This window comes from Pseudobdellovibrionaceae bacterium, from assembly GCA_023954155.1.
GTDB lineage: Bacteria > Bdellovibrionota > Bdellovibrionia > Bdellovibrionales > UBA1609 > JAMLIO01.
In genome coordinates this window covers 237,790-260,610 of sequence record JAMLIO010000004.1, presented here as the reverse complement: position 1 = coordinate 260,610, position 22,821 = coordinate 237,790, and the positions used below count along the sequence as shown (strand labels likewise).

The 22,821-nt window shown below is 42.8% G+C and carries 21 protein-coding genes; 14 read left to right on the top strand and 7 right to left on the bottom strand.

The features are described from left to right. The coding region (locus tag M9899_06960; protein MCO5113898.1) for a hypothetical protein at window positions 1-756 on the top strand (756 nt) is incomplete at its 5' end. On the opposite strand, the gene ccsA is transcribed toward M9899_06960, so the two are convergent. From ccsA to M9899_06945, 3 genes are read right to left on the bottom strand one after another with little or no spacing between them, the layout of a single operon-like run. Next, entirely contained in the window at window positions 743-2,416 is a 1,674-nt protein-coding gene (ccsA, locus tag M9899_06955) for a cytochrome c biogenesis protein CcsA (protein MCO5113897.1), read from the bottom strand. The two genes, M9899_06960 and ccsA, sit on opposite strands and share 14 nt — an antisense overlap. Further along, entirely contained in the window at window positions 2,413-3,807 is a 1,395-nt protein-coding gene (locus M9899_06950; GenBank protein MCO5113896.1) for a cytochrome c biogenesis protein ResB, read from the bottom strand. The genes ccsA and M9899_06950 overlap by 4 nt, the downstream gene beginning before the upstream one ends. After that, window positions 3,807-4,625, bottom strand: coding sequence for an N-formylglutamate amidohydrolase (locus M9899_06945; GenBank protein MCO5113895.1), 819 nt, complete (start codon window positions 4,623-4,625; stop codon window positions 3,807-3,809). Before M9899_06945 ends, M9899_06950 begins: the two co-directional genes overlap by 1 nt. A gap of 221 nt (window positions 4,626-4,846) precedes the next feature. Here M9899_06945 and M9899_06940 point away from each other — a divergent pair, with 221 nt between their 5' ends. Both M9899_06940 and M9899_06935 read left to right on the top strand, forming a co-directional pair. After that, window positions 4,847-5,443 (top strand): cob(I)yrinic acid a,c-diamide adenosyltransferase, encoded by a 597-nt coding sequence (locus M9899_06940; GenBank protein MCO5113894.1) that lies wholly within the window; start codon window positions 4,847-4,849, stop codon window positions 5,441-5,443. Window positions 5,444-5,447: 4 nt separating this feature from the next. After that, window positions 5,448-6,566 carry a hypothetical protein gene (locus tag M9899_06935; GenBank protein MCO5113893.1) on the top strand — a complete coding sequence of 373 codons (1,119 nt, stop codon included), beginning with the start codon at window positions 5,448-5,450 and terminating at the stop codon, window positions 6,564-6,566. Window positions 6,567-6,602: 36 nt separating this feature from the next. Here M9899_06935 and M9899_06930 read toward each other — a convergent pair whose 3' ends face one another. From M9899_06930 to M9899_06920, 3 genes are all read right to left on the bottom strand, one after another. Beyond that, window positions 6,603-7,265 (bottom strand): hypothetical protein, encoded by a 663-nt coding sequence (locus M9899_06930; protein ID MCO5113892.1) that lies wholly within the window; start codon window positions 7,263-7,265, stop codon window positions 6,603-6,605. 256 nt (window positions 7,266-7,521) lie between these two features. Then, window positions 7,522-9,855 (bottom strand): type II secretion system secretin GspD, encoded by a 2,334-nt coding sequence (gene gspD / locus M9899_06925; GenBank protein MCO5113891.1) that lies wholly within the window; start codon window positions 9,853-9,855, stop codon window positions 7,522-7,524. A gap of 9 nt (window positions 9,856-9,864) precedes the next feature. Further along, a complete protein-coding gene (locus M9899_06920) occupies window positions 9,865-10,809 on the bottom strand; it encodes a PDZ domain-containing protein (protein ID MCO5113890.1) in 945 nt (314 codons plus the stop codon). 206 nt (window positions 10,810-11,015) lie between these two features. Between M9899_06920 and gspE the strand changes: the two genes are divergently transcribed. From gspE to M9899_06885, 7 genes are read left to right on the top strand one after another with little or no spacing between them, the layout of a single operon-like run. Further along, window positions 11,016-12,704: a type II secretion system ATPase GspE gene (gene gspE / locus M9899_06915; protein MCO5113889.1), complete on the top strand. Its 1,689-nt coding sequence runs from the start codon at window positions 11,016-11,018 to the stop codon at window positions 12,702-12,704. A 14-nt stretch (window positions 12,705-12,718) separates the two neighbouring features. Beyond that, entirely contained in the window at window positions 12,719-13,936 is a 1,218-nt protein-coding gene (gene gspF, locus M9899_06910; protein MCO5113888.1) for a type II secretion system inner membrane protein GspF, read from the top strand. Between the two features lie 16 nt (window positions 13,937-13,952). Then, window positions 13,953-14,420 carry a type II secretion system major pseudopilin GspG gene (gene gspG, locus M9899_06905; protein MCO5113887.1) on the top strand — a complete coding sequence of 156 codons (468 nt, stop codon included), beginning with the start codon at window positions 13,953-13,955 and terminating at the stop codon, window positions 14,418-14,420. A gap of 16 nt (window positions 14,421-14,436) precedes the next feature. Further along, window positions 14,437-15,120 (top strand): prepilin-type N-terminal cleavage/methylation domain-containing protein, encoded by a 684-nt coding sequence (locus M9899_06900; GenBank protein ID MCO5113886.1) that lies wholly within the window; start codon window positions 14,437-14,439, stop codon window positions 15,118-15,120. Further along, window positions 15,120-15,725, top strand: a complete 606-nt coding sequence (locus M9899_06895; protein ID MCO5113885.1) for a type II secretion system GspH family protein — start codon at window positions 15,120-15,122, stop codon at window positions 15,723-15,725. The genes M9899_06900 and M9899_06895 overlap by 1 nt, the downstream gene beginning before the upstream one ends. Continuing rightward, complete coding sequence (locus tag M9899_06890) at window positions 15,722-16,861, top strand: prepilin-type N-terminal cleavage/methylation domain-containing protein (GenBank protein ID MCO5113884.1); 1,140 nt, start codon at window positions 15,722-15,724, stop codon at window positions 16,859-16,861. The genes M9899_06895 and M9899_06890 overlap by 4 nt, the downstream gene beginning before the upstream one ends. After that, window positions 16,858-18,105: a type II secretion system protein GspK gene (locus tag M9899_06885; protein MCO5113883.1), complete on the top strand. Its 1,248-nt coding sequence runs from the start codon at window positions 16,858-16,860 to the stop codon at window positions 18,103-18,105. Before M9899_06890 ends, M9899_06885 begins: the two co-directional genes overlap by 4 nt. Before the next feature lie 101 nt (window positions 18,106-18,206). On the opposite strand, the gene M9899_06880 is transcribed toward M9899_06885, so the two are convergent. Continuing rightward, on the bottom strand, window positions 18,207-18,548 hold the full coding sequence (locus tag M9899_06880) for a DUF393 domain-containing protein (protein MCO5113882.1): 342 nt from the start codon (window positions 18,546-18,548) through the stop codon (window positions 18,207-18,209). 215 nt (window positions 18,549-18,763) lie between these two features. Here M9899_06880 and M9899_06875 point away from each other — a divergent pair, with 215 nt between their 5' ends. The 4 genes from M9899_06875 (at window position 18,764) to M9899_06860 (ending at window position 22,759) form a co-directional block, all read left to right on the top strand. Beyond that, a complete protein-coding gene (locus M9899_06875) occupies window positions 18,764-20,467 on the top strand; it encodes a pilus assembly protein PilM (GenBank protein MCO5113881.1) in 1,704 nt (567 codons plus the stop codon). A gap of 24 nt (window positions 20,468-20,491) precedes the next feature. Further along, window positions 20,492-21,157: a hypothetical protein gene (locus M9899_06870; protein ID MCO5113880.1), complete on the top strand. Its 666-nt coding sequence runs from the start codon at window positions 20,492-20,494 to the stop codon at window positions 21,155-21,157. Beyond that, entirely contained in the window at window positions 21,157-22,161 is a 1,005-nt protein-coding gene (gene gspN / locus M9899_06865) for a type II secretion system protein GspN (protein ID MCO5113879.1), read from the top strand. The genes M9899_06870 and gspN overlap by 1 nt, the downstream gene beginning before the upstream one ends. A gap of 139 nt (window positions 22,162-22,300) precedes the next feature. Next, window positions 22,301-22,759: a single-stranded DNA-binding protein gene (locus M9899_06860; protein ID MCO5113878.1), complete on the top strand. Its 459-nt coding sequence runs from the start codon at window positions 22,301-22,303 to the stop codon at window positions 22,757-22,759. Window positions 22,760-22,821 lie beyond the last annotated feature (62 nt).

Sequence of the window (22,821 nt, the reverse complement as noted above, 5' to 3'; positions counted from 1 at the left end):
GCATTTATGTTAGCCCTCACCCTTGGGTTTTGGCTGAGTGACTGGATGAATACCCGTTTTGGTGAAACACTTAGGGACACAGGGCGCACCACTGATGAAGCTCCCTTAAACACCTTACCCTTTGACGAAGACCAGTCTGAACCCACCGACAATGCAGAAGAACCTTCGCAGACCAGACCCCTTAAAAAAAGCGAGCCTAAAAAACTGATCGTTCAAGCAGACCCTATCACTACAGTCAAAGGCACCACCCCACTGAGTCCCCAAGACAAAGCTTTATTAAAAGATAAAGGTGAGTTTATGGATAACGAAACTCCCATCAAAAAAGAGGAAGACAGTGGTGAAGACTTTTTTGATACCAAATATGATTTAGGCCATCTCGTGGATAAAAGCTTACAGTCTAAATCCGAACAGGCTTTTAGAGAAAACATGGGAAAAATTATTGAGGCACAAAGTAAGCTGAACCCCACACAAGACTCTTTATCTGATTTGAATCGTTACCAGTTAAATAACCCCAACACTCAAAGATTTGCCATCAAACTGCAACTTCCAGAAAGTGACAGCCGCGAGCAGATGCAGCTGAAATTTCAGTACCGTGAAGCTCCACAGTTTGGGGCCAGTGCTCACCTGCCTGAACTGATTTTACCGCAAGTCACACCTGCCGAAGAAGGCTTCTTTAAGGTAGAGCGCTCAAAGACTTCAGAGTCACCATGGAACAATTTTGATCCAAGTCCTTATGGAGTCTCTACGACGCCTTGATGTGCTTTTCTTTAATAAACCAAGCAAAGCCCACAAGCAAAAAGTGCAAAAGGATAAAGACACTGACATACTCTACACCTCCTGCGCCAAATCCGTAGGAGTGAAGGCCTTTCCCTAGAACATAGTTGACCCCATACCAGGCCATGATCACCAAAGAAAAGGCCGCAACTGCTGAAGCACTCATTCCAAACTGCTTCACCCAGCCCACAAGCTTAGCGTGCAAGACCGCTAAGTAACCCAATAGGGCAATCAAAGCCCACGTCTCTTTTGGGTCCCAGCCCCAAAATCTACCCCAAGAGTAGTCGGCCCAAACTCCACCTAGCACGATTCCTATAGCAAGAAGCAACACTCCAATCTGCACGCTTCGATAAATCGAATCGTTGATGGTTCGGATTCTCTTGGCCCATTTTTTTGGACTTAAAATAAAGTACACCATATTGATGTCACCCAAAACAAAAGCCAAAAAGAAGGCCGAATAGCTGATGGTGATGGTGGTCACATGTGTGCTCAACCAGAAGTTACTTCTAAGTACGGCCTCTAAAGGCTGAATACTAGGATCTAAAATTGTAGGAGCCAAAGACGCCACAAGTAAACCTAAAAAAGCCGCAAGGTTTGCACTTAAAATCGTAAACTTATTTTTTAAATACATCTCTATGATCATTCCAAAAACCATAGCCCCCAGTGGCACCCAAATGACCGTCTCGTACATATTACTGACAGGTGCTCTTCCCGAAATTAGAGTCCTTAAGACAAAACCATAAGCATGAACGCCTAAACCCATAAAAGAAAAGACCCAGCTGATTTTATAAAGCCACTCTTGATTGAGAGTCCATGAAAAGAGAATCCCTAAAAAGGCGACCAAATAAAAAATCCAAGCTAAGCGAAAAGGTCTTAATTTATTATAAGTCAGTTCATAGTCTAAGATTTTTTCTTTGGGATACACTTCAGGATTATGAGCGCGAGCCGCTGTTTTAAAATCCTTAACTGCTGCCGTCAGTGCCACACGGCTGCTTTCGACCTGATCGTTTTGCTGAACTTTATTGGAAATGTACTCGATGAACATCGCAAGCACTTTTGAAAACTTCTCTTGCAGTTCAGGCTCTAGTTCATGAACATGCAGCCAGGTGTCACCTGTCTTGGGAGGCACAAAACGAAAGGCCTCTCCTGATTGAATGTAACGGATGTATCCCACTTGGGCTTCTAATTTTTGTAAGGCTTCAAAGAAAGGATTTAGAGTCTCTTCGTTTTTTCGTTTGTTGTCTAACTCTTGCACCAGAGGTTGTAAATGTTTGGAAGACAGAACGTCTTGCAAAGAAAAGTATTTCTCATCAAGTTCAAACCCCAGTGCTTTTTTTAATTTTAAATTGTCCACCACAATGATCTTATTTTGAATCCACTGTTCTGGGGCTAGCATAAAAGTCAGTAAGATTTCAGAGGCTTCGCGTTTAACCTTAGCTTGTTTTGCATCCTTACTGTCATGGGGTTTAATGGTTCGCTTTCCATGAATCAACTGCAAGGTCTCTTCAGCAAAAGACTGCAAAGGTTTGACTCGTCCCTTATCTTGAATGGCCAATTCATCCAGTGGAGAGGCGGCAAACACAGACTGCGCACCTAACACTAAAAGACTTGTCATGACCATTTTAAATAAAACGGTTTTCATTTCTCACCTACTTTTTTTTTAAAATAAACATCTTTAAACCAAAATAGCATGATGATCCCCAAAAAGATCACCAAAGAGCCTATATACTTTAAACTTCGACCTGGGTCTTTATTCACAGAAAGTACAGAATGAGTGGGTCTTCCTGTTTCATCCTCTTGAAAACTGGATTGATAAAATGTCAGTCCATTTTTTTTAAAAGGTTCGTTCATAGAGATCACATGAGTCTGCGGATCAGCATCAATAGAGATCGTGCTCTCATAGGTCATGGCTCTGTTGGTCCCTTGATAGCGGCCTACAGAAAAATCTTGCAGGTGCATGTCAAAGCCAATGTCATAACGCAAACTGCCCCACACAATCACATTGACTCTGTCCTTTTCAAAAATTTTTAAAGGAGCATTTAGCCCAATGTCATACTCTTCACCTTTATAGCGAACCTTGATGGCGTTCACGGCTACGGCTGAATAAGTATCGCGCGGTGTATAGATGGTGCGAACATCTGCTGTAGGTAAAAACTTAAGCACACGAATTTTAAAATCCATCCACCCTGTGGTGATCACTTGGCCTTCTTGCCATTTTCCTGTCGAGGTAGGTTTAGACTTATCTTTTTGATAAACTTCATAGAACAGCTCATCACCTTTGGCTCTAAAGATGATTTCATTTTCATCTGTACGTTCATAGTCGGCACCCGCAAGAGTCACACTGGCTGGACCCATTTGAAAATTATCTTTTAAGTTTTTACGATCTTTAAATAACCAACCCGATTGATTGGCCATTGAGCCTTCAAGCAGAAATTGCACAGCAGGAGTATAACTCTCCACGCTCTGTTCGGGCAAAGCTTGTCCAGGCACAAGGTCTCTTTGGGAAATCGCAAAATGATGATAAGCTAGGACCTCAAGATCGCCTTCAGAGAGTTTAACTTTGTAAGGAGCTTTAGAAAATTTATGGTGAAAGAAGTCCACAGGCTCTTGGTGGAGCAAAGAGTACTCGCTACCATCCATAGAGGTGTAAACAGAAAACTCATTTTGTTGCAAAAGCACATAACGATTTTTTCCGCCCACCTCTAAAATCATGCTGCCATCAATTCCAAACACATAAGTCAGCACCGAACCAAATAACAAAATCAAAATTCCCACGTGAGCCAGAACAAAAGCCACATGATGCCGTTTCCATGGCCAGCGATCAAAAAGAACGGCGGTAATATTGACCGCAAGTAGAGCCAACACCATCCACATCCAAAAGGAATGATAAATCAATTTTTGTGCATAGACCCTGTCGTACAAAGATTCATAGATGGTCCCCATGGCAGAGATCACACCCAGTCCTAAGATCACCACCACAGCCAATCGAATGGAGGCCATAAAATCAAAAATCTTTTCTAGCCATTTGATCATTAAGAAATATCCTTCATCCCTTGAGAAATTAATTCTATAGCCTGAGCTAACTTTTCTTGAGTCTTAGTAAAACCTTCATTTTTTTGTTTTGTATTTTCATCCATGTACAAATCACGACGCAGTTCGACCTGCACACAATGCTGTCCTTGCTCGGGTTGACCATAAGTTTGGGTAACACGTCCCCCAAAATATGGCCAATTATATCCCACATCAAATCCTGCTTGCGAGTAAGAATCAATAATCAATTTCACAAATTCAGGAGCCGCACTTTGACCCTTTTGATCACTCACTACAATCTCTTTGCGACGCTCCCCAGGGTCTCGATGAATGCGACCTGTGGGTTCGCCCACTGAAGGCATACTGTGTAAATCAATATGATAAACTCTCTCATCTGGAGAATCCTGAAAGAACTGCGCATACTTGGCCTTCACATCATTATGAAATTCAGAATAATAATTCTGTAAAAGTTTTTCATAGAACTCAGGCGAAATGGGTTCTTTTACCAGCACATCGCCTTTTGTAGTCACTTGCCAAATGAGTCCCGAAGGAAAAGTCCCCGCAGGATTTGCATGTCCCTTGACTGTAGATTGATCCACATCCCCAGGTAAGCGATTGGCATCAGAAAAATAACGATGCCAACGTGCACAGATCAAAGGCAAATCTAATTTTTGTAGGACAGGACGATAAAGCTGATCGACATAACGATCCACATCACACATTAAAACCGTTTCGTTTAGATCTTGTAACCAAGTGACTTCTTTAGGTACGGCTTCTCCTGAGTGAGGAGAAGACAAAAATAATCTGAGATCCTTCATCATGACCTTCCTACGTGTCCCACAGGGGTTTTCTAATTTAAAACTAGGTCACCTTACACTAAGTTTAGGGGATCGAAAAGATGGAATGAGCCAAGGTCCACGACTGAGAAGCGTGTCATTAAAAGATGGGAGCTTTTGTGCTAAAATGATCTTTAGAAGTTGATGTTTTTGGGCACTTTTGTAAGCTAGCAAAAGTATCAGTGTTAAAAAACAAAAGGCGGAATATGAAAGTCTATACCAAAACGGGCGACAAAGGCTCCACCTCACTGCTGGGTGGAAGCCGAGTTCCTAAAAATCACATCAAACTTGAAGCCTATGGAACGGTGGATGAGCTTAATTCTTGGCTTGGCAAAGTCAGGAGTGAGCTGCAACAATCCGTGGCACCCCCACCACCTTCTCCTCCTACTACCTCTTCAGCATCGTGGCCCCACGAGATCAACGACCTTCTTAAACGCATTCAATCCGAATTATTTTTATTGGGCAGTCACATTGCTTGTGCCACAGATGAACATCGTCAAAAATTTCAGCTGGCCGACTTTTCCTCTGCGCTGGTCCAAAACCTAGAGCAACAGATCGACCTTATGGATCAAAGTCTGCCTGCGCTTAAAAACTTCATTCTCCCTAGTGGACATCCTGCGGCTGCCAGTGCACACATCGCCCGCACTGTATGTCGACGCGCGGAACGTCTGATCTATTCCATCGAAGACCATAAACCTATATGGATCGCTTACATCAATCGCTTAAGCGACTACTGCTTTGTGCTGGCGAGATATATCAACTTTCAAGCTCAGGTGGCCGAAACATTGTGGGGAGCTGACTAAATTCATGGATATTCGAAAAGCGGTGACATTTGAAGATTACAAACGCGTGGAAGAGTTCTTAAGTCACCAAGTGGTTCCCCCACCTCCTATTGGCATCAAACACACCTTCAATCAGGGTTACCAAAATTTTTTAAATATGGTCAGTCCCGATCATGAAACATGGTATTTAAGTCACGAAGACAGTGTGAGTGCAGTTGGGTCTCTGTTGTTTAAAAAAATGATCATCGAAGGTGAAGAGCAAAATGTGGGAGTCACCAGTTTTATGAGGGTCAAACCCGATGCTAAATCCACTCTGCTTTGGACTAAAAATCTTTTACCGCAGTTTACTGAAAGCATGCAAAAGCATAACTGCAAATATATTTTTTCTTTTACATTTCACTCTTTAAGATCAGAAGTTCGTAGATTCAGACAAGCAGTCAAATTGCGAGATGAGATGCCTCGTTTTTATCTTGTGCGTAAAGCCAGTTACATCAATCTACACGGGCGCATTCCTTGGCGTTCCAAAGCTTTGAAGTCCGTGCATATTCGTAAAGCGACTCTCTCAGACATTCCACAGATTTTAGAATTCACCAACAGACAGCAACTGGGGCGTCAGCTAAAAGAAGTGTGGGATGAACACCGACTCACAAAACTGATCGAGCAAGGTTCTCACGATCGCAATTCATTTTGGATTGCACTGGATTTTAATGAGCACGTTGTAGGGCATTTCTTACCTCTTGAACTGGATCATTATCGCTCTGACATCATGTTAGAGGTCACCCCTGAAGTGGAAAACTATCACTATATCCAAAGGTTCTTTTCTTGGTTCAATTTGGCCACTCCACCCCCTAAAAAGAATCAACCTATTCCCAATTTATATCTGTCTAACATCGAGGCTTCCAATCAGGATATTTTTGAGACCTTACTTCGACACGTATATAAATTTATCCGCAAGAAAAAAGAGATCATCAGCTATACTCACTTTGCGGGGAACTTGATCTCTCGTCCGCCAAAGTGTTTTATGTACGGGGGCCTACCTATGGATTTTTATTTGATCCTGCCTCCACAGGAGAACCCTCCAGAATTTTTAAAATCTTATTGGCTGGCACCAACACCAGAATTTGAGGCACTCACTTTTGCTTAAAACAGAATTAAAGAATGAGGCTCTCTGTGAACAAAGTTATAGAATCAAGCTCTCTGTGAATTCTGGCATTTGCCCATTTGTTTGAGCGAAATCAAAAATCGGAACAGAGTTTTGATCTAAGAGAGTTTGAATCTGTGTAGAGTGACCTAAACTTAAATTATAAATGTCTGCATTTTCAAGATGGCTTTCCACGATTTGATTTATATCTGTGCTGATTTCCAATAATTTAAGTCCACAGTCTGATTTTCTAAAAATACGATACTGATTGGATTTACTAGGGGCAAGACCAATGAGTCTGATTTTATTTTGTGCTTCTTGAGAATACGCTTTCACAGCAGAACTCTTTTGCACCATCTCTTCGAAACTTAACTTTTTTAAATACACCAGATCGGCTTTGGTATTATCTAAAGAAGAAACCACGTATTTGAATTTTAACCCTTTAGCCTCTAAACGACACAGCATTCCCAGTTGAACAATGTCAGTCAAAAGATCAAAGACCTCTTTATGGGATTCAAAAAACTCTTCGCTACGATAAAAAGCATTATGAAAAGATAAAGATTTTACACCCTGTAATCTGTCCCAGACTTTTTGGGCTTTGCTTAAATAGTCATAAATTTCTGGAATTCTTACAAGGTTTTGGCGAATCAAAGAGGACTTCATAAAGACTTTATCACCAAATATGACAGCCGTATCCTTCAATGTTCTTCTCCCCGCAACCAAAATAGCATCTTGAGGCTGAAATAAGAGCTTAAGTCGCCCTCTTATAACCTCTTACTTGACCCATAATATGACAGAAGGCCTTTGAAACAAAGGCCTTCTTAAGCTTGTGAAATTTTTAATCTCTGGATTGAAGAGCTTACAGTAAAGCGTATTCTCAGAGAGCTAGATTTATAAAAACGATGCTGATCAAACCTTTACCGCAAAATCTAGTAACGCTCTTCGTTGAGTGCTAGATTTATAAGGACTCCCCTCCTGGAGATTCAGAAAAGAAGTCTTCAAAATCCTCGTCTTGATAACCATCATCAGAAGTACCTTCATCAAAAGGGATGTCTGTATTGTCTGGAGTGTTTTGAATTTCCCCATCCCAATTGTCATTAGGATTTAAGGGGTTGGCCACTCGGCTCAGCTCATCCACTTTGGCTCCGTAAGGATCCACACCACGAGCTTCTTTTTTGATAAAGTCAATACGTTTATCAAGCTCTTCTTTGACTAAACCTTGCATGACCGCAGGGTTTTTTACGATCTTAGGTGTGATGAACACCACAAGGTTCTTTTTACTGCTTGTCACTTTACGCGATCTAAAGAGCCAACCTAAAATGGGAATGTCTCCAAGCAGAGGAACTTTACTGGTGACCACGGCGTCCACATCATTGATCAGTCCCCCAAGCACGGCGGTGTCAGAATTGTTCACCACAATATTGGTTTCAATCCCTTTCTTTTCAATGATTCGGTTTTCGTTTTCATCCACACCACCAGGTTGATCGACAATTTGATTGAGCTTTAAGCGCACACTGTCTGAACCTGGGTTAATAGAAGGTGTAATCTCCAGTTTGATTGTTGCCGTCTTAGAAATAATATTGTTTTGAACCATGTTGTTCATGGTTGTTGTCCCACTCTTAATGGTGAACTCCTGTCCCACTTCAATCACGGCCTTCTCGTTATCCATAGCCACAATCTTAGGCGTAGACAAAACATGTCCAATACTTGAAGTCTGAATCATTTTAACTAAACCCAGAATAGAGGTCACAGAGAAAAGTTTATTTGTAGCAAGGTCTTTATATAAAAATTCTGTCCCAGCGCCAAAGGTGAACACACCCCCACCTGAAGGGTTATTCGTAGGATCTAAAATCTCAGCTAAAGCATTCGTCGTTCCTTGGAATCCTTGGCGAGCCACAATACTTTGTGAGCCATCGGGTTGCTTTTCACCAGGAATCAAGTTGAACGCACTCACCCCAATTTCGCGGGTTTTGTTCAAGTCAATTTCCATAATGATGGTTTCCACAAACACCTGATCTCTAGGAATATCAATCTTAGACAGAATGCTTGAAATGCGCTCATAGTCTTGCTTGCTAGCCGTGATGATCAAACTGTTGGTGTTTTTATCTGCACGAATTACCACATCATTCTTAAAGATCGCCGCAGAAGATGTAGGTAGAGCTGTTTCTGGTAAGACCATCATATTGTTATTAGCGTTACGACCTGGAGTGTTTTTTTCTGCAACTTTTTTAGACTCCTCAGCAATACCACTTAAAGTCTTTTCAATGTCTTCAGCATTGGAGTGCTTCACGTAATACACATACACTCCACCTTGGGCATCAGCATTGATACTGAAGTCCAATTGCTTGATCAAACCTTTCGCTTTTCCAATACCCTCTTGGTTCCCCACAACAATCACTGAGTTAGTACGTGGATCAGAGGTGACAAAAGACAGGTTCACAGAACTTGAAACTCCACTGTCGGTTTGGTTTCCTGCTCGACGGAATCTAGGCACTCCCCCGCCTGCACCAAATCTATTGTTACCCTCACCCTTATTGATGATGTCATTGATCAGGTCAGCAATATCTTTGGCCACAGCATACAAGATCGGGACCACTTCCATCTTTTCTTCAAACCCAGGAACATCGAGCTGTTCAATGATTTTCACCATACGATCCACGTTAGAACCATAATCCGAAATGATTAAAGAATTGGTGGGTTCATAGGGTTTAATGTCACCGTCTCTAGAGTATAAAGATCTTAAACTTTTATCTAACTCTGAGGCGGGAATATAACGAAGCTTGATGATCTTTGTGATCATTTGATCCGAGTTCGGAAAGTAAGCCCCAGAATAGGTCTCAATGCTGTCCTTAAGAGCTTCTTTGGCATTGACCACTTTTAAAAAAGGTCCGCTAGGAACCACTGTGATCTGGTTAATCGCTAAAGCCGACAAGAAGGCCTTATAGGCTTGAGCCACAGTGATCGGGGAACGGGCAATGATGGTGATCTTTTTACTGCGCACCGTAGGGTCAACAATAAAGTTTTTCCCTGTAAGTTCACTCATCACCTTCACTAGGTCTCTGATGTCCACATCAGGATAATCAAAGTTTTCAATCAGATCAGGGTAATTTTTATCCGTGATGTCTTCAGGATGGGCGCGGCTCAGAGGTACACCACCTGGTGACACGGGCACAGCAGCCTCTTCCGTATCTGGTCGATATTGATTAGGATCGTTAAATTGTGCGTGAGACACACTTGTCCCCACGAACAGAACAATGGCACTGAGAGCGCACATCCACATTTTGGCTAACATTGGATCCTCCTAATCCGAAACATTATAACTCAATTCTTGGTTACTGCCGTTTCTCTGAATACTGATTGAAACCTTATCCACAGAATCAACCTGGTTCTTTAACATTCCAAAAATTTCTAAAGCTTTATTGGCTGACGAAATGTTTTCGCCATTCACTCCCGTGACCACATCCCCAGGTTGCAATCCCAAAGTTTGAAACAGACTGCCTGGCGCCATACGTGTGATCTTAAAGCCTGTCATCTCGCCTGTACGCGGATCAATATGAGGAACCGCTCGAGCTGTACGTGCTAGACTCATGTAATCGTCCAACTGATTTTTCACATCCATACGATTCACTGTGAATTCATTGCCCTTGCGATCAATTTTAGGTCCACCTGCATTCATCACAGGCATCTTCGGAGCTTTACTGCGTTCTGCAATGATCTGATCTTCTGGGATCTCGATGTATTCTAAGCGTTGATTTTTTAAATTTCTAAAGACCACTCGTCGTCTAAAGATTCCTAAAACTTCAGCTAAGTCCTTTAAAGGATCGCCCACTTTGACGGCATCGGGTTCACTCTCTCCTTGCAAAAGCATACTGGCAATAGACCTGTAGGGGTTTGCATGCACAATGGTTCCTAGTAATTGAATTGGTAAATCTGTTTTCACAGGACCTGACTCGTTATCAACCTCAAGTCCTCCATCACCCGCTCCAATAGGAGGAGGAATTAAGCCATCAGCATTGAAAAGGTTGCGATCAGGAATGATTCTGTACTTATCAGGTGGTGTGGGTGTTCTTTGACTAGGCCCCCCCGCCATTCTCATGCTGGCACCAGCGCCTGTGGCAGGAGACTTTTGACCTTCCAAATACATTTGCATACGAATGACAGCAAGATCTGCCAGAACAAATGCGAGCAGAATAAGAAATATATAAATGTAAAGTCCTTCAAAAGGAGGTCTTTTTGTTTTACTCAAAGATGCGCGCCTCGTTGTTAATGTCTAAAGCCTCAAAAGTTTCTCTCAAACTTTAGTATTACACTCCCAAATAGATTACCAACTTATTGCCAGTAAAAAAAGTTTTAAGTTACACCAGACCATGGTCGTGTTACTTTTTTTTGGTCCCATTCTGGTCACACATGTAGGGGCTTTTCTTTTGTGAAGAATTAAGACACAATAGCCCTATGGCCAAAATGTCCCTTGATCAAATTTTGCTCCGAAGCACTAGCTTAAATAAAACACAGCTAGACTCCTTATTTAGGACTCGTCTTGCTAATGGGCAAACTCTCTTTAATGAACTCGAAGGCAAATCACTTAAAACTGCCGACGAAATAGTCAAACAACTTTGTGGTCTATTAAATTTTGAATATATGGAGGACATTCCGTACAACGACATTTCTGCTGATCTTGTACGCGATATTCCTATTAACTTCGCCAAAACCCATGAAGTTTTACCTTTTAAAGACGAGAAGACACATATTAAAGTTTTGGTGTCCAATCCTTTAAACTATCGCGTTCTAGATGATCTTAAAGTGATCTTTGGTCGTCCCGTAAAATCTATTGTGACCACAAGCCCTGTGATCAAAGAGGCGATCAACAAAGTTTATGAAAAAAGTACGGCTAACTTCAAAGGTTTAGAGGATATTGCTCAAGAAGAGTATGATCTTGATGATCCTGTGATTGATCTTTTAGATGCTGACGAAGACGACGCGCCTGTGATCAAACTGGTCAACTCTTTACTGTTCCGTGCCGTCAAAGAAAAGGCTTCAGATATTCACATCGAACCCTACGAAAAAGACATGGTAGTGCGGTTTCGTATTGATGGTGTGCTCTTTGATATTTTTAAGCCACCCAAAAAATTGCAAAATGCCATCACCTCTAGAATTAAAGTGATGGCCAACCTTAACATTGCAGAAAAGCGTCTTCCTCAAGATGGTCGGATTCCATTAAAACTTGCGGGAAAAGACATTGATGTGCGTTTAAGTACCGTGCCCACCGCTTTCGGAGAGCGCATCGTGATGCGTTTGCAAGACAGGTCCAATGTGATTTTAGATTTAAATCAATTAGGATTTTCTAAAGAGTCGCTGGTGCAGATTGATAAGGTGCTGCAAAAGACCTACGGCATTATGCTGGTCACAGGTCCTACGGGTTCGGGGAAGTCCACCACCCTTTACTCCTGCTTACAAAAGATCAACACCGTGGATAAAAACATTGTCACAGTCGAAGACCCTGTGGAACAAAGAATTCATGGCGTAGGTCAGATTCAAGTCAATCACCGCATTGGACTGACCTTTGCTCAAGGACTGAGAGCCATCTTACGTCAAGACCCTAACATCGTGATGGTGGGGGAGATTCGTGACCTTGAAACCGCAGAAATTTCCATCAACGCTTCTCTTACGGGTCACTTAGTGCTCTCGACCATTCACACCAACGACTCTTCTGGGGTGTTTCCCCGTTTGATTGATATGGGGTGTGAACCCTTTCTGATTGCCACTTCTCTTTTAGGTGTGATTGCCCAGCGTCTGGTGCGTGTTCTTTGCCCTAATTGCAAAGAGCATTATGAACCTACAGATGCTGAGCTGACCTCTTTAGAACTTAATCGTTCTGATGTGATAGGGGCCAAGTTCTGTCGTCCCGTAGGGTGCTCGCAATGCAATCAAAAAGGTTATTTAGGTCGTACCTTGATTCAAGAATTTTTGCTTGTAAATGATGAGATTCGTTCCTTGATCATGACTCGTGAAGATGGGGGAACCATTCGCAAACAGGCTATTAAAAACGGAATGATCACCTTTAGAGAGCATGGGATCAATAAAGCTATGGAAGGTGTGACTTCCATCGAAGAGGTTCTCGCTAATACACAAGTAGACACCTAAGGAGCCGTCTTTAAATGCCGATTTTTGAATACAAAGGAATCAACAAACAGGGACGCACGGTCAAAGGCCAAACTGACGCTGAGAATATTCGTGCGGCTCGTTTAAAACTCAAAAAAGACGGGATTTTTGCCAGCGAAATTAAAGACAAAACCAAAAAGAAAAGCAAAGGCAGCACGGCTACTGGCTCTAATGCCAAAGTGAACATTCAAGACCTATCGCAAACTACACGTCAGTTGGCTACACTGCTTAAAGCTTCCATTCCCCTAGTCGAAGCCTTAGGAGCCGTTGCAGAACAGTCTGAAAACCAAAAATTAAAATTGGCTTTTGCAGATATCCGCAATTTTGTGAACGAAGGGGGAAGTTTCTATAAAGGACTTTTAAAGTATCCCAAGATTTTTAATAAGATTTATGTCTCTATGTGTGAAGCGGGGGAAATGTCAGGAACTTTGGATGTGATTCTCATTCGTCTGGCCGAATTTTTAGAAGCACAGCATGAGTTAAGCAGCAAAGTTAAGTCTGCTATGATTTACCCCAGCATTATGATCAGCTTTACCATTCTAGTGATGATCGGTCTTTTTGTGTTCCTTGTGCCTAAAATGCGTGAAGTGTTTGATGCCGAAGAAGGACTGGAACTGCCATGGATCTCACAAGTGGTTTTTAATTTAAGTGATTTTGTTGTCGCTAACTGGTTGGGAATGCTGATTCTTATTGGTATTACTGTCGCCATCTTCATCTCGTGGAAACGCACTCCAAAAGGCGAAGAATCTTGGGACGCCATTGTCTTAAACTTACCTGTCATTGGAAAATTAGCCCGTATCATTGCTGTGAGTCGCTTCACTCGAACCCTCTCTACCCTACTGGCTGGGGGTGTGCCTATGCTAAATTCCCTAGCCATAGTGAGAAACGTGGTGAACAATGAAGTTCTGGCCAAAGCCGTGGACAAAGCCCGCGAAAACATTCGCGAAGGGGAATCCATTGCGGGTCCTTTAAAAAAATCAGGACAATTCCCCCCTATTGTGATCCACATGATCAACGTGGGTGAAAAAACTGGCGAGCTGGAAAATATGCTCAACCAAGTCAGTGACGCCTATGACTTTCAAGTCAAAAACGAGATTGAAGGGCTCACCTCTTTATTAGAACCTGTGATGCTCATCATGATGGGTGGCGTTATTGCTATCGTGGTTTTCTCAATCATTGTTCCAATGTTTGAAATGCAAAACTTTGCAGGCTAATATACATAAGACAAAAATGAAGTTTATCATAATATACACACTCGGAGGATTTACTGTGCAAAAAAACAAACCCACACTATCTCAACAAGGTTTTACTTTAGTCGAAATCATGATCGTTCTGGTGATCTTAGGCGGTCTTATGGCCTTATTATTACCCAACGTGACAGGTCAAAGAGACAAAGCCAATGTGCGTATGACAAAAATCTCTATGGGTAAAGTATCTACTGCTCTTGAATCTTTTTATGGAGATTGCAACCAATACCCTACCTCTTTAGATCAACTTATACAAAAACCTAGCGAAGATGTGTGCGACAACTGGGGCCCTACACCTTACATGAGAGGCGGCAAAGATCTTAAAGACGCTTGGAATAGAGATTTTATTTACGAGCTTGAAGGTGGCGGTTTTGTTTTGAAATCTTTTGGCAAAGATGGTCAAGAGGGTGGATCGGGTTATGACGAAGACATCTCTTTTGATGAAATCTAACAGTTAAAGGACCTCCATGTTTAAGAAGTCCACAGCTTACCCGCTTTACTCTTTGTTTAAGAACAGTAAAGTCTTTTCCGCTGTGGGCTTCACTTTAATGGAACTCTTAATTGTTCTGTTGATTGTGGGCGGCATTGCCGCCATTTTAGTTCCTACCATGTTTTCTAAAAGCGACCGTGAGATTCGTGCGGAAGTGCGCAGATTTTCACTTATGGCGCGTGAGATTCAAAATCAGGCTCTTCTAAAAAATGCCACTTATCGTTTGGTGTTTGATATCGAACCTCGTACACAAAGGACTTTTTATTGGGTGGACACAGCCCCACAAAAAGTGCTTTTAGATGATCCCGATGAACGGCTCAAATTCATTCAAAACCGCAAGGATATGCGTGAAGATCAAGAAGAAGAATATCAAAAGACCAACCCCTTTAAGGTGGATACGAAGTTCACTCCCCCTAATGGCAAAGATTTTCCTGGAAACCTCGTAGTCAAAAAAGTTCAACTGCAAGGGATTAAAGAGGATTTCACCGAGGGTGAGATCGCCATTCATTTTTTCCCTGAAGGCTTAGTTGAGTTCGCCGTCATTCAGGTTCAAACTGATGATGAGGCCCTTAAATGGACTCTGGCCACAGTCCCACTGACTGGAGCCATCAATATCTTTGACGGGCATATTGATATTGAAGAGCTGGAGGATCAAAAGTAGTGACCTGTACTTCTCAAAAAAAACCAATTTCATCTGGTTTCACATTAGTAGAAGTTTTAATTGCCGTGGCCATTCTGGCCACTTTATCTGCTTTGATTGCCAGCAGTTGGTCAGGTAACGTGCGCCGTTATCAAAAGTCTAAAATTAAAGAAGAAGTGGTTCAACTTTTACAACTTAAAATGCTCGAAGTGGAAGCCCGTTATGGACAAGATGTTCCTTCCTTACCTATTGAACAGTTGCAAAGCGGAACTTTTGAAGGCTCGCGGTATGAAGATTATCGTTGGGAGTGGGAAGCTAAAAACATTGAACTTCCTGACCTCACCTCTATTGTCAACACAGACGGTGAAGACCAAATGCTTGTGGCCGTGATGTCACAATTCCGAGATTACCTTGTGGCCTCGATCAAAGAAGTCAAAGTGACTGTGATCTATCAAAAGGGCAATATGGAACCCCTAAATTTTGATATTGCCACTTACTTCGTGGATTATGATCGCAACCTCACTATGGGACTTCCTGGTACAGGCGGGGGCAATGGTCTTCAACAAGGACTGGGTGGGGCATTAGGTGGAGGAAATCAAGGCGAAAGCAGCGGAGGTGGGTTTTGAAGGGGCCTAATGTTATATTTTTTACTTCCTCTGCAAAGCCCTACGCTTCCCTCCGCGCGCTACAAGGTTTTACTCTGATCGAGTTGATGATTGCGCTGACGATTTTAGCTTTTTTAGGTTACTTCACCAGCGAAATGATGAAGACGACTACACAACGCAGTCAAAAGATTCGCATTGAAGTGGAGCAGTCCAGAGAACTTAAAGCCGCAGCCCGCATCATCAAATCCGATATTAGTCGTGCCTTTAACACCAGAGATATTTACATTGCAGTTTACAACGAAGCCCAAAGAGAACGCATTCGTGAATGGCAGAAAAGCCAAGTGAATCAGGGGCAAACACAACAGACTAATCCCAATGATGGAAGCGATCCTGACCCCAATGATCAAGGTGCTGGTACTGGGCCCCAAAACCCTCTTCCTCCCCCAACTTACGAACCACGCGAAGAACTGATCGTCACCCAATTTTTAGGCGAAAAAAATAAAATTGATTTTACCTCCGTAAGTGGTGTTAAAATTCGCAAAAACGTCAAAGCCAGTGACCTTGTTGAGGTGGGATATTACACCGACACCTGTCGTCGCAGGGCCAATCGCAACGAAAGTACAAATTGTTTATGGCGACGTCTCTCCTACTTTTTGGACGGCGAGGTCAATGTGGGGGGCGATGCCAGCGTTTTGCTTGAAGACGTCACCAGATTTGAACTTAAATATCTTAGGGTGCGTGGTGAAAATATTGAGTGGATTGAACGATGGATGTCAGACCAAAACGGAGACGATGTCACCCGTGACTCTTTACCTTTAGCCGTACAACTTGAACTGGAAATAGAACGCGCTCTGGATAAAACAGGTCAAAATAAAAAGACCTTTGATATCATCAGTTATATCCCAATTTACTTTACTAATAATGTGAATGTAAAAACCATCATTCAGATGAACTCGCAAGGCAATCCTCTTGAATCTCCTTTAGCCCCTGGGGCCGCGGGAGGCAACACAAGCCCACTCGGAGGAGGACCAGGGATTGTTCCTCAAAACGGCACCTCCCCTTTTGGGCAAGGCCTGCAAAGAAACAACCAAGGCGGAGGTAATTTTACCCCCCGAAGACTTTTTCCTGGCAGTGGTACAGGAGGAGGCGGAAGATGATTTCACAAAATAAGGAAAACCAAAAAGGTGTTGCGATCATGATGGCCGTGTTTTTTGTGGCCTTGATGAGTTTTGTGCTGTTTGAAATCTCAAAAGAAACACTTTATGTTTCTATTGTGTCCTCGCAAGATGTGCATGAACTGAAAGCCTATTATGCGGCCAAGGCTGGCTTAGACGTGAGCCTCTTAAGAGTTAAGGCCTACCAACAGGTGCGCAATCAAATGGACCAACTCGGAGATGCAGCAGCTGGCTATGCACAAAAAGTAGATATTCTCTGGCAGTTTCCCTTTGTATGGCCACCTGTACTTCCTGATGAAGCAGGTATGGTGGCACAAAGCCAGCTCAACGACGCTTTAGCTGAAACCTTTTTAAAGAAAGTGCAGTATGCTCCTATGATTGAAGATATGGGGGCTAAAATTAACATCAATAACCTCGCCTCACCCTCTGAGGCCTTAGCACAAGCTACTAAGACTCAACTTTTAGAAGTCTTCAGACGCAAGATCAACGAAGACGAAGAGTTCTCTAGCCAATACGTCATCAACGAGATCGAAGAGATGATTGATCATCTGACAGACTGGATGGATGCAGGCAACGAATCTTTACGCGGAGGAGATGAGTCGTCTTACTATTCCTCACTAGGCGAAAAGAACTTGCCTCCTAATTTATTCTTTAAAACCAAAGAAGAAATGATGCTCGTACAAGGAATGAAAGAGGACATCTATCAGGTGCTTGAAGCCAATGTCACCATCATGGGTAACCCTGGTGTGAATATTAACCAAGCTGAAGAAGAGGTCTTATTGTCCTTAGACCCCAATATGACTCCTGAAATTGTTAAGGAGCTGATCAAACGCCGACAGGATCCTGAACACGGACCCTTTAACGAGTCTTTATTTAAAGGATTTGTAGAAAGTTATTTAGGCACTTACGCTAGTTTTAATCCCAATAAGATTCCTATTGTGTATTCGGCAGTCGCGAACTTTAAAATTGAAAGCACGGGCAACTCAGGACGCATCAGCAAAACCATCGAAGCCTATGTCTTTGATCAAAATGCTCTGCTTAACGACACCGTAGCACAACTTAAAGAAAAAGAAGAGAAAGAACAAGGAGGAGCCCCACAAAGTGGAACGGGTAACGACCCCCAAACTCCAGGCAGCAATCCCACCACTGGAGGGGCGGCAACTCAAAAGACTCCTCGGAATATTCCCAAAGGACCACCCACTGTCGTATTTATGAAGGTGTACTGAGCTTAATACGCATAGAGTTTGCTGGCGACTACCTTACTGTTTAGGGGTGCGGCCCCTCTCTCTCTGTCACGGTCAAAACACTGATTGAGACCCTTCCCTGCCTAATTTAAGAAGTAGACTTGCTGCTCTAGCGTGGGCAGCACACAGAAGTTCTTTTTCCCCCAAAGATGACGAGTGCAAGAGATGAATCTATAAACCCCATCACGCAAAAACCGAGGGACAAAACGGAAGTAAGCCGCCCAAGACAGTAGCGGGTCACATAAGGAAAAGAGATACAGAGCCGCAGTGGATCTGATTAAAATTTGATCTGTTTGGGTTTTCACCACCAAAGTGTTTAAACTACGGAGCAAAGGACTCTGTTCCCCCAGAGTCCTACGTGCCGTTTCGCCTTGTAAAGGGGCAAAATAAAATAGTCCTTTGTTACGCTTTAAAAAAAAACTCACCCACGCATTACAAAAACCACAATCCCTATCATAAAAAATGAGCACAGAGTTGTTTATAGCGCGGCCCTTGTCTCCAAAATTCATAGTGTCATTATGCCTAGAGGGCTCCCGATAGCCAACCCATGGTCTAGGTCTAGGCAATAACGCATTATTTAAAAATCAATAATGAATCTCTGAATAATTCTGCTTATACTAAAGGACAGAGGGTTAAATATTTGAAAGTAGTTGGAATAGACATTGGTTCATACAGCATTAAGGTGGTCGAGATCAAAAACTCGAACCAGCATATCTCTATTCTGAGTATGCAGGAGTACCCCCTCAGTGTCGATCCCACTAAAGACACTGCCATTGAGGTCATTGAAATTCTAAGAAAAGTTTCCGCTCATTATTCAGTGGACCCAGAAGTGAATTATGTCTGTGGCTTACCCTCACGACAGGTAAGCATTCATAAAATCATTCAACCCCCTGCTCCTCGTTTTAAAATTTTAGAGAGCATCCCTTTTGCTTTAGCTGATGTTTCGCCCTTAGACCCTGATGAGTCTTTGCATGATATTCGTATTTTAAAGACCCATCCCAATGGGCATGAAGTTTTAGCGGTAGCCAGTCGTAGGGAAAATATTAAAAAACTTTTGCAAACTCTAAGTGATGGTGGCATTGATCCCAGCGTCCTAACGGTGCAAGGGATTGCTACGAATAATATTTTTGACAATGTCTTTGCACCACCCCTTAAAGATCCTACACCTGTTGAATTTGAAGATCTTGACTTTGAAGATGAACAACCTCAGTCCCAACAAAGCTCTGAGCCTTTAACACCTAAAGAGTTCACCGCAGGGGAAGCCATTTTAACTTTGGGACATCTTTCCACCACCCTTATCGTGCGCCGAGAAGGTGAATTGATTGAATGTCGCGAGATCAGTTGGGGGGGGCACGATCTGATCACAGCCCTTTGCAATGAATATAAGATCCATTACTTAGAAGCAGTACAGATGCTCCACAAGTCTGGTGTGTTGATCCTTAAAGATCAAAGCCCTTCACCTGAACTGGGACGTTTATCCAATGTTCTTAAGGGGGCTATGATTCCTTTGTTAAAGGAACTGCAAATCTCCTTACTGGAAATCAAAAGCAAATACAGTGTGCAGGTGCGCGCAGTGGGATTACTAGGTGGAACTTCTCGTCTGCGTAACGTAGGACCTTATCTTACTCAGCATCTTCAAATTGCCACCAATGTCATCACCAGTGTTCATCAGTTCCCAGAACTGAATTTTAAAGCCGAAAATTCTCCGATCGCCCACATGACCTCATTAGGAATGGCCCTCGAGGGCTTACGCAAACCTCGCAACCCTGCTTTGGACTTACGTAAGCAAGAATTTTCTATCTCCAATGAAAACTTAAAAATCTTTTTTGAAAAATGGTCTTACACCCTTCGCCTCTTAGCTGTGGTTTTTATCCTGATGCTGGCTTGGGGAATCATGCGTTCAAAATGGAGTTATGAACTTTCTGAGCTGGCCCTAAAGAAAATGAAAGACGTAGGAAGTGAAGTGACAGGTTTACCTAAGGCTCAGTCCAATGTGAGCAACCTCAATCGCTACATTCGTGACTCCAAACAACGCCAGGATCTTCTAGCTAAACTGCAAAATATGGAAAAGTACCAGCAGGCGTCTTACTTTCTTCGGGAACTGCACGCTAAGGCCCCTCCTCGCGGTCGGCTTAAAATTGACATTGAATCCTTGAACATTGGTGATAAAAAACTTTTTATTTCAGGTTACGCAGAAAGCACGGCCCAACTTCTGTCTCTTGAAGAGACTCTGAAGTCTTTATCCTCACAAAATAAAATTGCTAAACGCGCAGTCTCGGGTCAAGACAGCCAAGGGCGCACCCCTTTTGAGTACGAAATTGTTATAAATCCTCTGCCAAGATAAAAACAGGAGCAACGAGAGTACACGATGGCATTTGAAAACATATCTGACCAACTTAAGGAATCTGTAAACACACTGAAGTCTCGTGTGACGGAGAGTGAGCTTTACAATAGATTCCGAGAGTTTTACTACACCCTACCCACTCGTCAGCAGACCTTATTAAAAGTGGGAGCTGTACTTGTAGTTTTATTTGTTGCCGTTAACATTCCTTTGCAACGCCTCAAAGAGTCCACCTACAATATGAACCATTATTCTGAGCGCAAAGACATCATCCGCAGAATCAAAACCATTGAGAAGCAAAAGGCCTCATTGTCTTTTTCTCCTGAGATGTTTAACTTTTCCAGATTTACCAGTGAAGCGGAAGGACGACTGATGTCGGTCCCTGTGACTCGTGAACAGATTAAAATCCAACCCGCCCAACCCGTGCAAAATTTGTTTCCAGCCCAAGCCCATGTGGAAACCTTTGAGGTCAATTTAAACAAACTTAATGTCAGACAACTGGCCCATAGCATGCGCGTACTTGAAAACATGAATGACTCACTGATCGTCACAGGTGTTCGCACGCAGGCCGATTCCGAAGACCCTCACTACCATAATGTTAAACTTTATATCACCAACTTTGCAGTTCCAGAGACAGCCCCTGTTGAGACTCCCCCAGCAGGACGTTCAAGTCGTGGGCGAGGGCGTAATTGATGGAAGATTTAAGAACCTACATCCTTCAGCCTATTATTAACGTATTTAAATTTCATAAATTTAAAATATTCTTGGTCTTCTTCTTTACGTTGATCTTTATTGTGGTCATGTTCCCTTATCGTGAAATCTCAGAGATCATCTCTAACCAAATCAGCAAGGCCACTCGCAACCAAGTCCAAATGTCTTTTGAAGATATCGGACTTAGTCTTTACCCTTTTGGAATTTCAGCAAAAAACGTGTACATCGCTACCCCTAATTTGACCACACCACTTTTTGTGCAACGAGTGTACATCACTCCCTCTATCCTTAGTCTTTTAAGTCTTAAACCAGGAGGGTCTTTTCGTGCGGAAAACATCTGGGGTGGGAACATCACCGCCACTCTCACTCACCAAGGTCAAGGGCACTCCAATAACAAAGACTCTAAGGTGGCTCGCATTGAACTGGCTTTGGATAAAATAGATGTGGGTGAAGTTCTAAACTGGATGCAAGCTCCTGCCAAACTCTCAGGCAAGATTTCTGGCAAAAGTGACTTACGTTTGGACCTGATGGCTTTAGATCATCCTCGTGGAAGTTTTAACTTTAGTGGCACCAATGTAGAGCTCCCCAGTGTGATTTCTATGCAAGGGATGGACTTAATGCTCCCCGAAGGTCAGTTCAAACGCCTAGCCCTTGTAGGGCAATTGCAAAACGGCAAAATGAATCTCACCGAAGGCGCACTAGGACAACCCAATGATGTCATCTATGGCAAGGTCAAAGGGCAAATGGACTTAACGACACGTAAGATGGGGGCCTCTATCACTTTTGTCCCTGGCCCCTATGATTTCAATTTTGATCTGAATTTTAATAAAGATGCCGAATCGAAATTAGGCACCATGATCGGAACGGTTTTACTGAATAATAAAGGTGGGCGAAGTGCGACTCTAGATGGAGGAGCGCGTTACATCTTCTCGCTCTCGGGCTATCCGAGAGGAGTTCCGTCCTTTCAGCCTTTAAATCAATTTTAAACTGCCTATTTTTTGTCACTTTTTATGCAGACTTCTGTCATTGCCTTGCGGTGATTTTGGGCGTTAAGCATTAAGCTTTTGCTTTTCAGAAAAACCCATAGGACAACTATATACTACTCTTCATTGCAAAGGGGGAACTATGTCTGGAGTGAATAAAGTTATTATTATTGGTCGTCTTGGAACTGATCCTGAAACAAAAACCGTATCCACAGGAAGTGCCGTGACTCGTATGAGTGTCGCAACAAGTGAAAACTGGGTGGATCGTGATGGTCAAAAACAAGAACGTACAGAGTGGCACCGTATCGTGGTTTGGGGCAAGCTTGCTGAAATTTGTGGGAAGTACCTTTCCAAAGGTCGTCAGGTGTTTGTAGAAGGTCGTTTACAAACTCGTTCTTGGGAAGACAATCAAGGTCAAAAGAGATACACCACGGAAATCGTAGCCACTAACATCCAATTCTTAGGGGCACAAAACTCAGCTTCGGACTCTATGGGAGCTTCATCTGGTAGCACTTATGGTGGTGGCAGTTCCAACTCCAACCCTTTTGATGACTTTGGTCCAGAGCCAAGCTTCGATAGTAGCGAAGAAATTCCGTTCTAAATTGATCTTATAGATCTTTTTTGATTCAATTAAAGGTGGATGTTTACCATTTAGGAGAGCAA

What these genes read in the sequence shown, in the direction of transcription:
- M9899_06900 (MCO5113886.1), top strand. Translation starts at nt 14,437, where the DNA reads ATGTTTAAGAAGTCCACAGCTTACCCGCTTTACTCTTTGTTTAAGAAC.
- gspN (MCO5113879.1), top strand. Translation starts at nt 21,157, where the DNA reads ATGGAAGATTTAAGAACCTACATCCTTCAGCCTATTATTAACGTATTT.
- M9899_06945 (MCO5113895.1), bottom strand. Translation starts at nt 4,625, where the DNA reads ATGATGAAGGATCTCAGATTATTTTTGTCTTCTCCTCACTCAGGAGAA.
- M9899_06950 (MCO5113896.1), bottom strand. Translation starts at nt 3,807, where the DNA reads ATGATCAAATGGCTAGAAAAGATTTTTGATTTTATGGCCTCCATTCGA.
- M9899_06870 (MCO5113880.1), top strand. Translation starts at nt 20,492, where the DNA reads ATGGCATTTGAAAACATATCTGACCAACTTAAGGAATCTGTAAACACA.
- gspG (MCO5113887.1), top strand. Translation starts at nt 13,953, where the DNA reads ATGAAGTTTATCATAATATACACACTCGGAGGATTTACTGTGCAAAAA.
- M9899_06940 (MCO5113894.1), top strand. Translation starts at nt 4,847, where the DNA reads ATGAAAGTCTATACCAAAACGGGCGACAAAGGCTCCACCTCACTGCTG.
- M9899_06935 (MCO5113893.1), top strand. Translation starts at nt 5,448, where the DNA reads ATGGATATTCGAAAAGCGGTGACATTTGAAGATTACAAACGCGTGGAA.
- gspE (MCO5113889.1), top strand. Translation starts at nt 11,016, where the DNA reads ATGGCCAAAATGTCCCTTGATCAAATTTTGCTCCGAAGCACTAGCTTA.
- ccsA (MCO5113897.1), bottom strand. Translation starts at nt 2,416, where the DNA reads ATGAAAACCGTTTTATTTAAAATGGTCATGACAAGTCTTTTAGTGTTA.
- gspF (MCO5113888.1), top strand. Translation starts at nt 12,719, where the DNA reads ATGCCGATTTTTGAATACAAAGGAATCAACAAACAGGGACGCACGGTC.
- M9899_06860 (MCO5113878.1), top strand. Translation starts at nt 22,301, where the DNA reads ATGTCTGGAGTGAATAAAGTTATTATTATTGGTCGTCTTGGAACTGAT.
- M9899_06885 (MCO5113883.1), top strand. Translation starts at nt 16,858, where the DNA reads ATGATTTCACAAAATAAGGAAAACCAAAAAGGTGTTGCGATCATGATG.
- gspD (MCO5113891.1), bottom strand. Translation starts at nt 9,855, where the DNA reads ATGTTAGCCAAAATGTGGATGTGCGCTCTCAGTGCCATTGTTCTGTTC.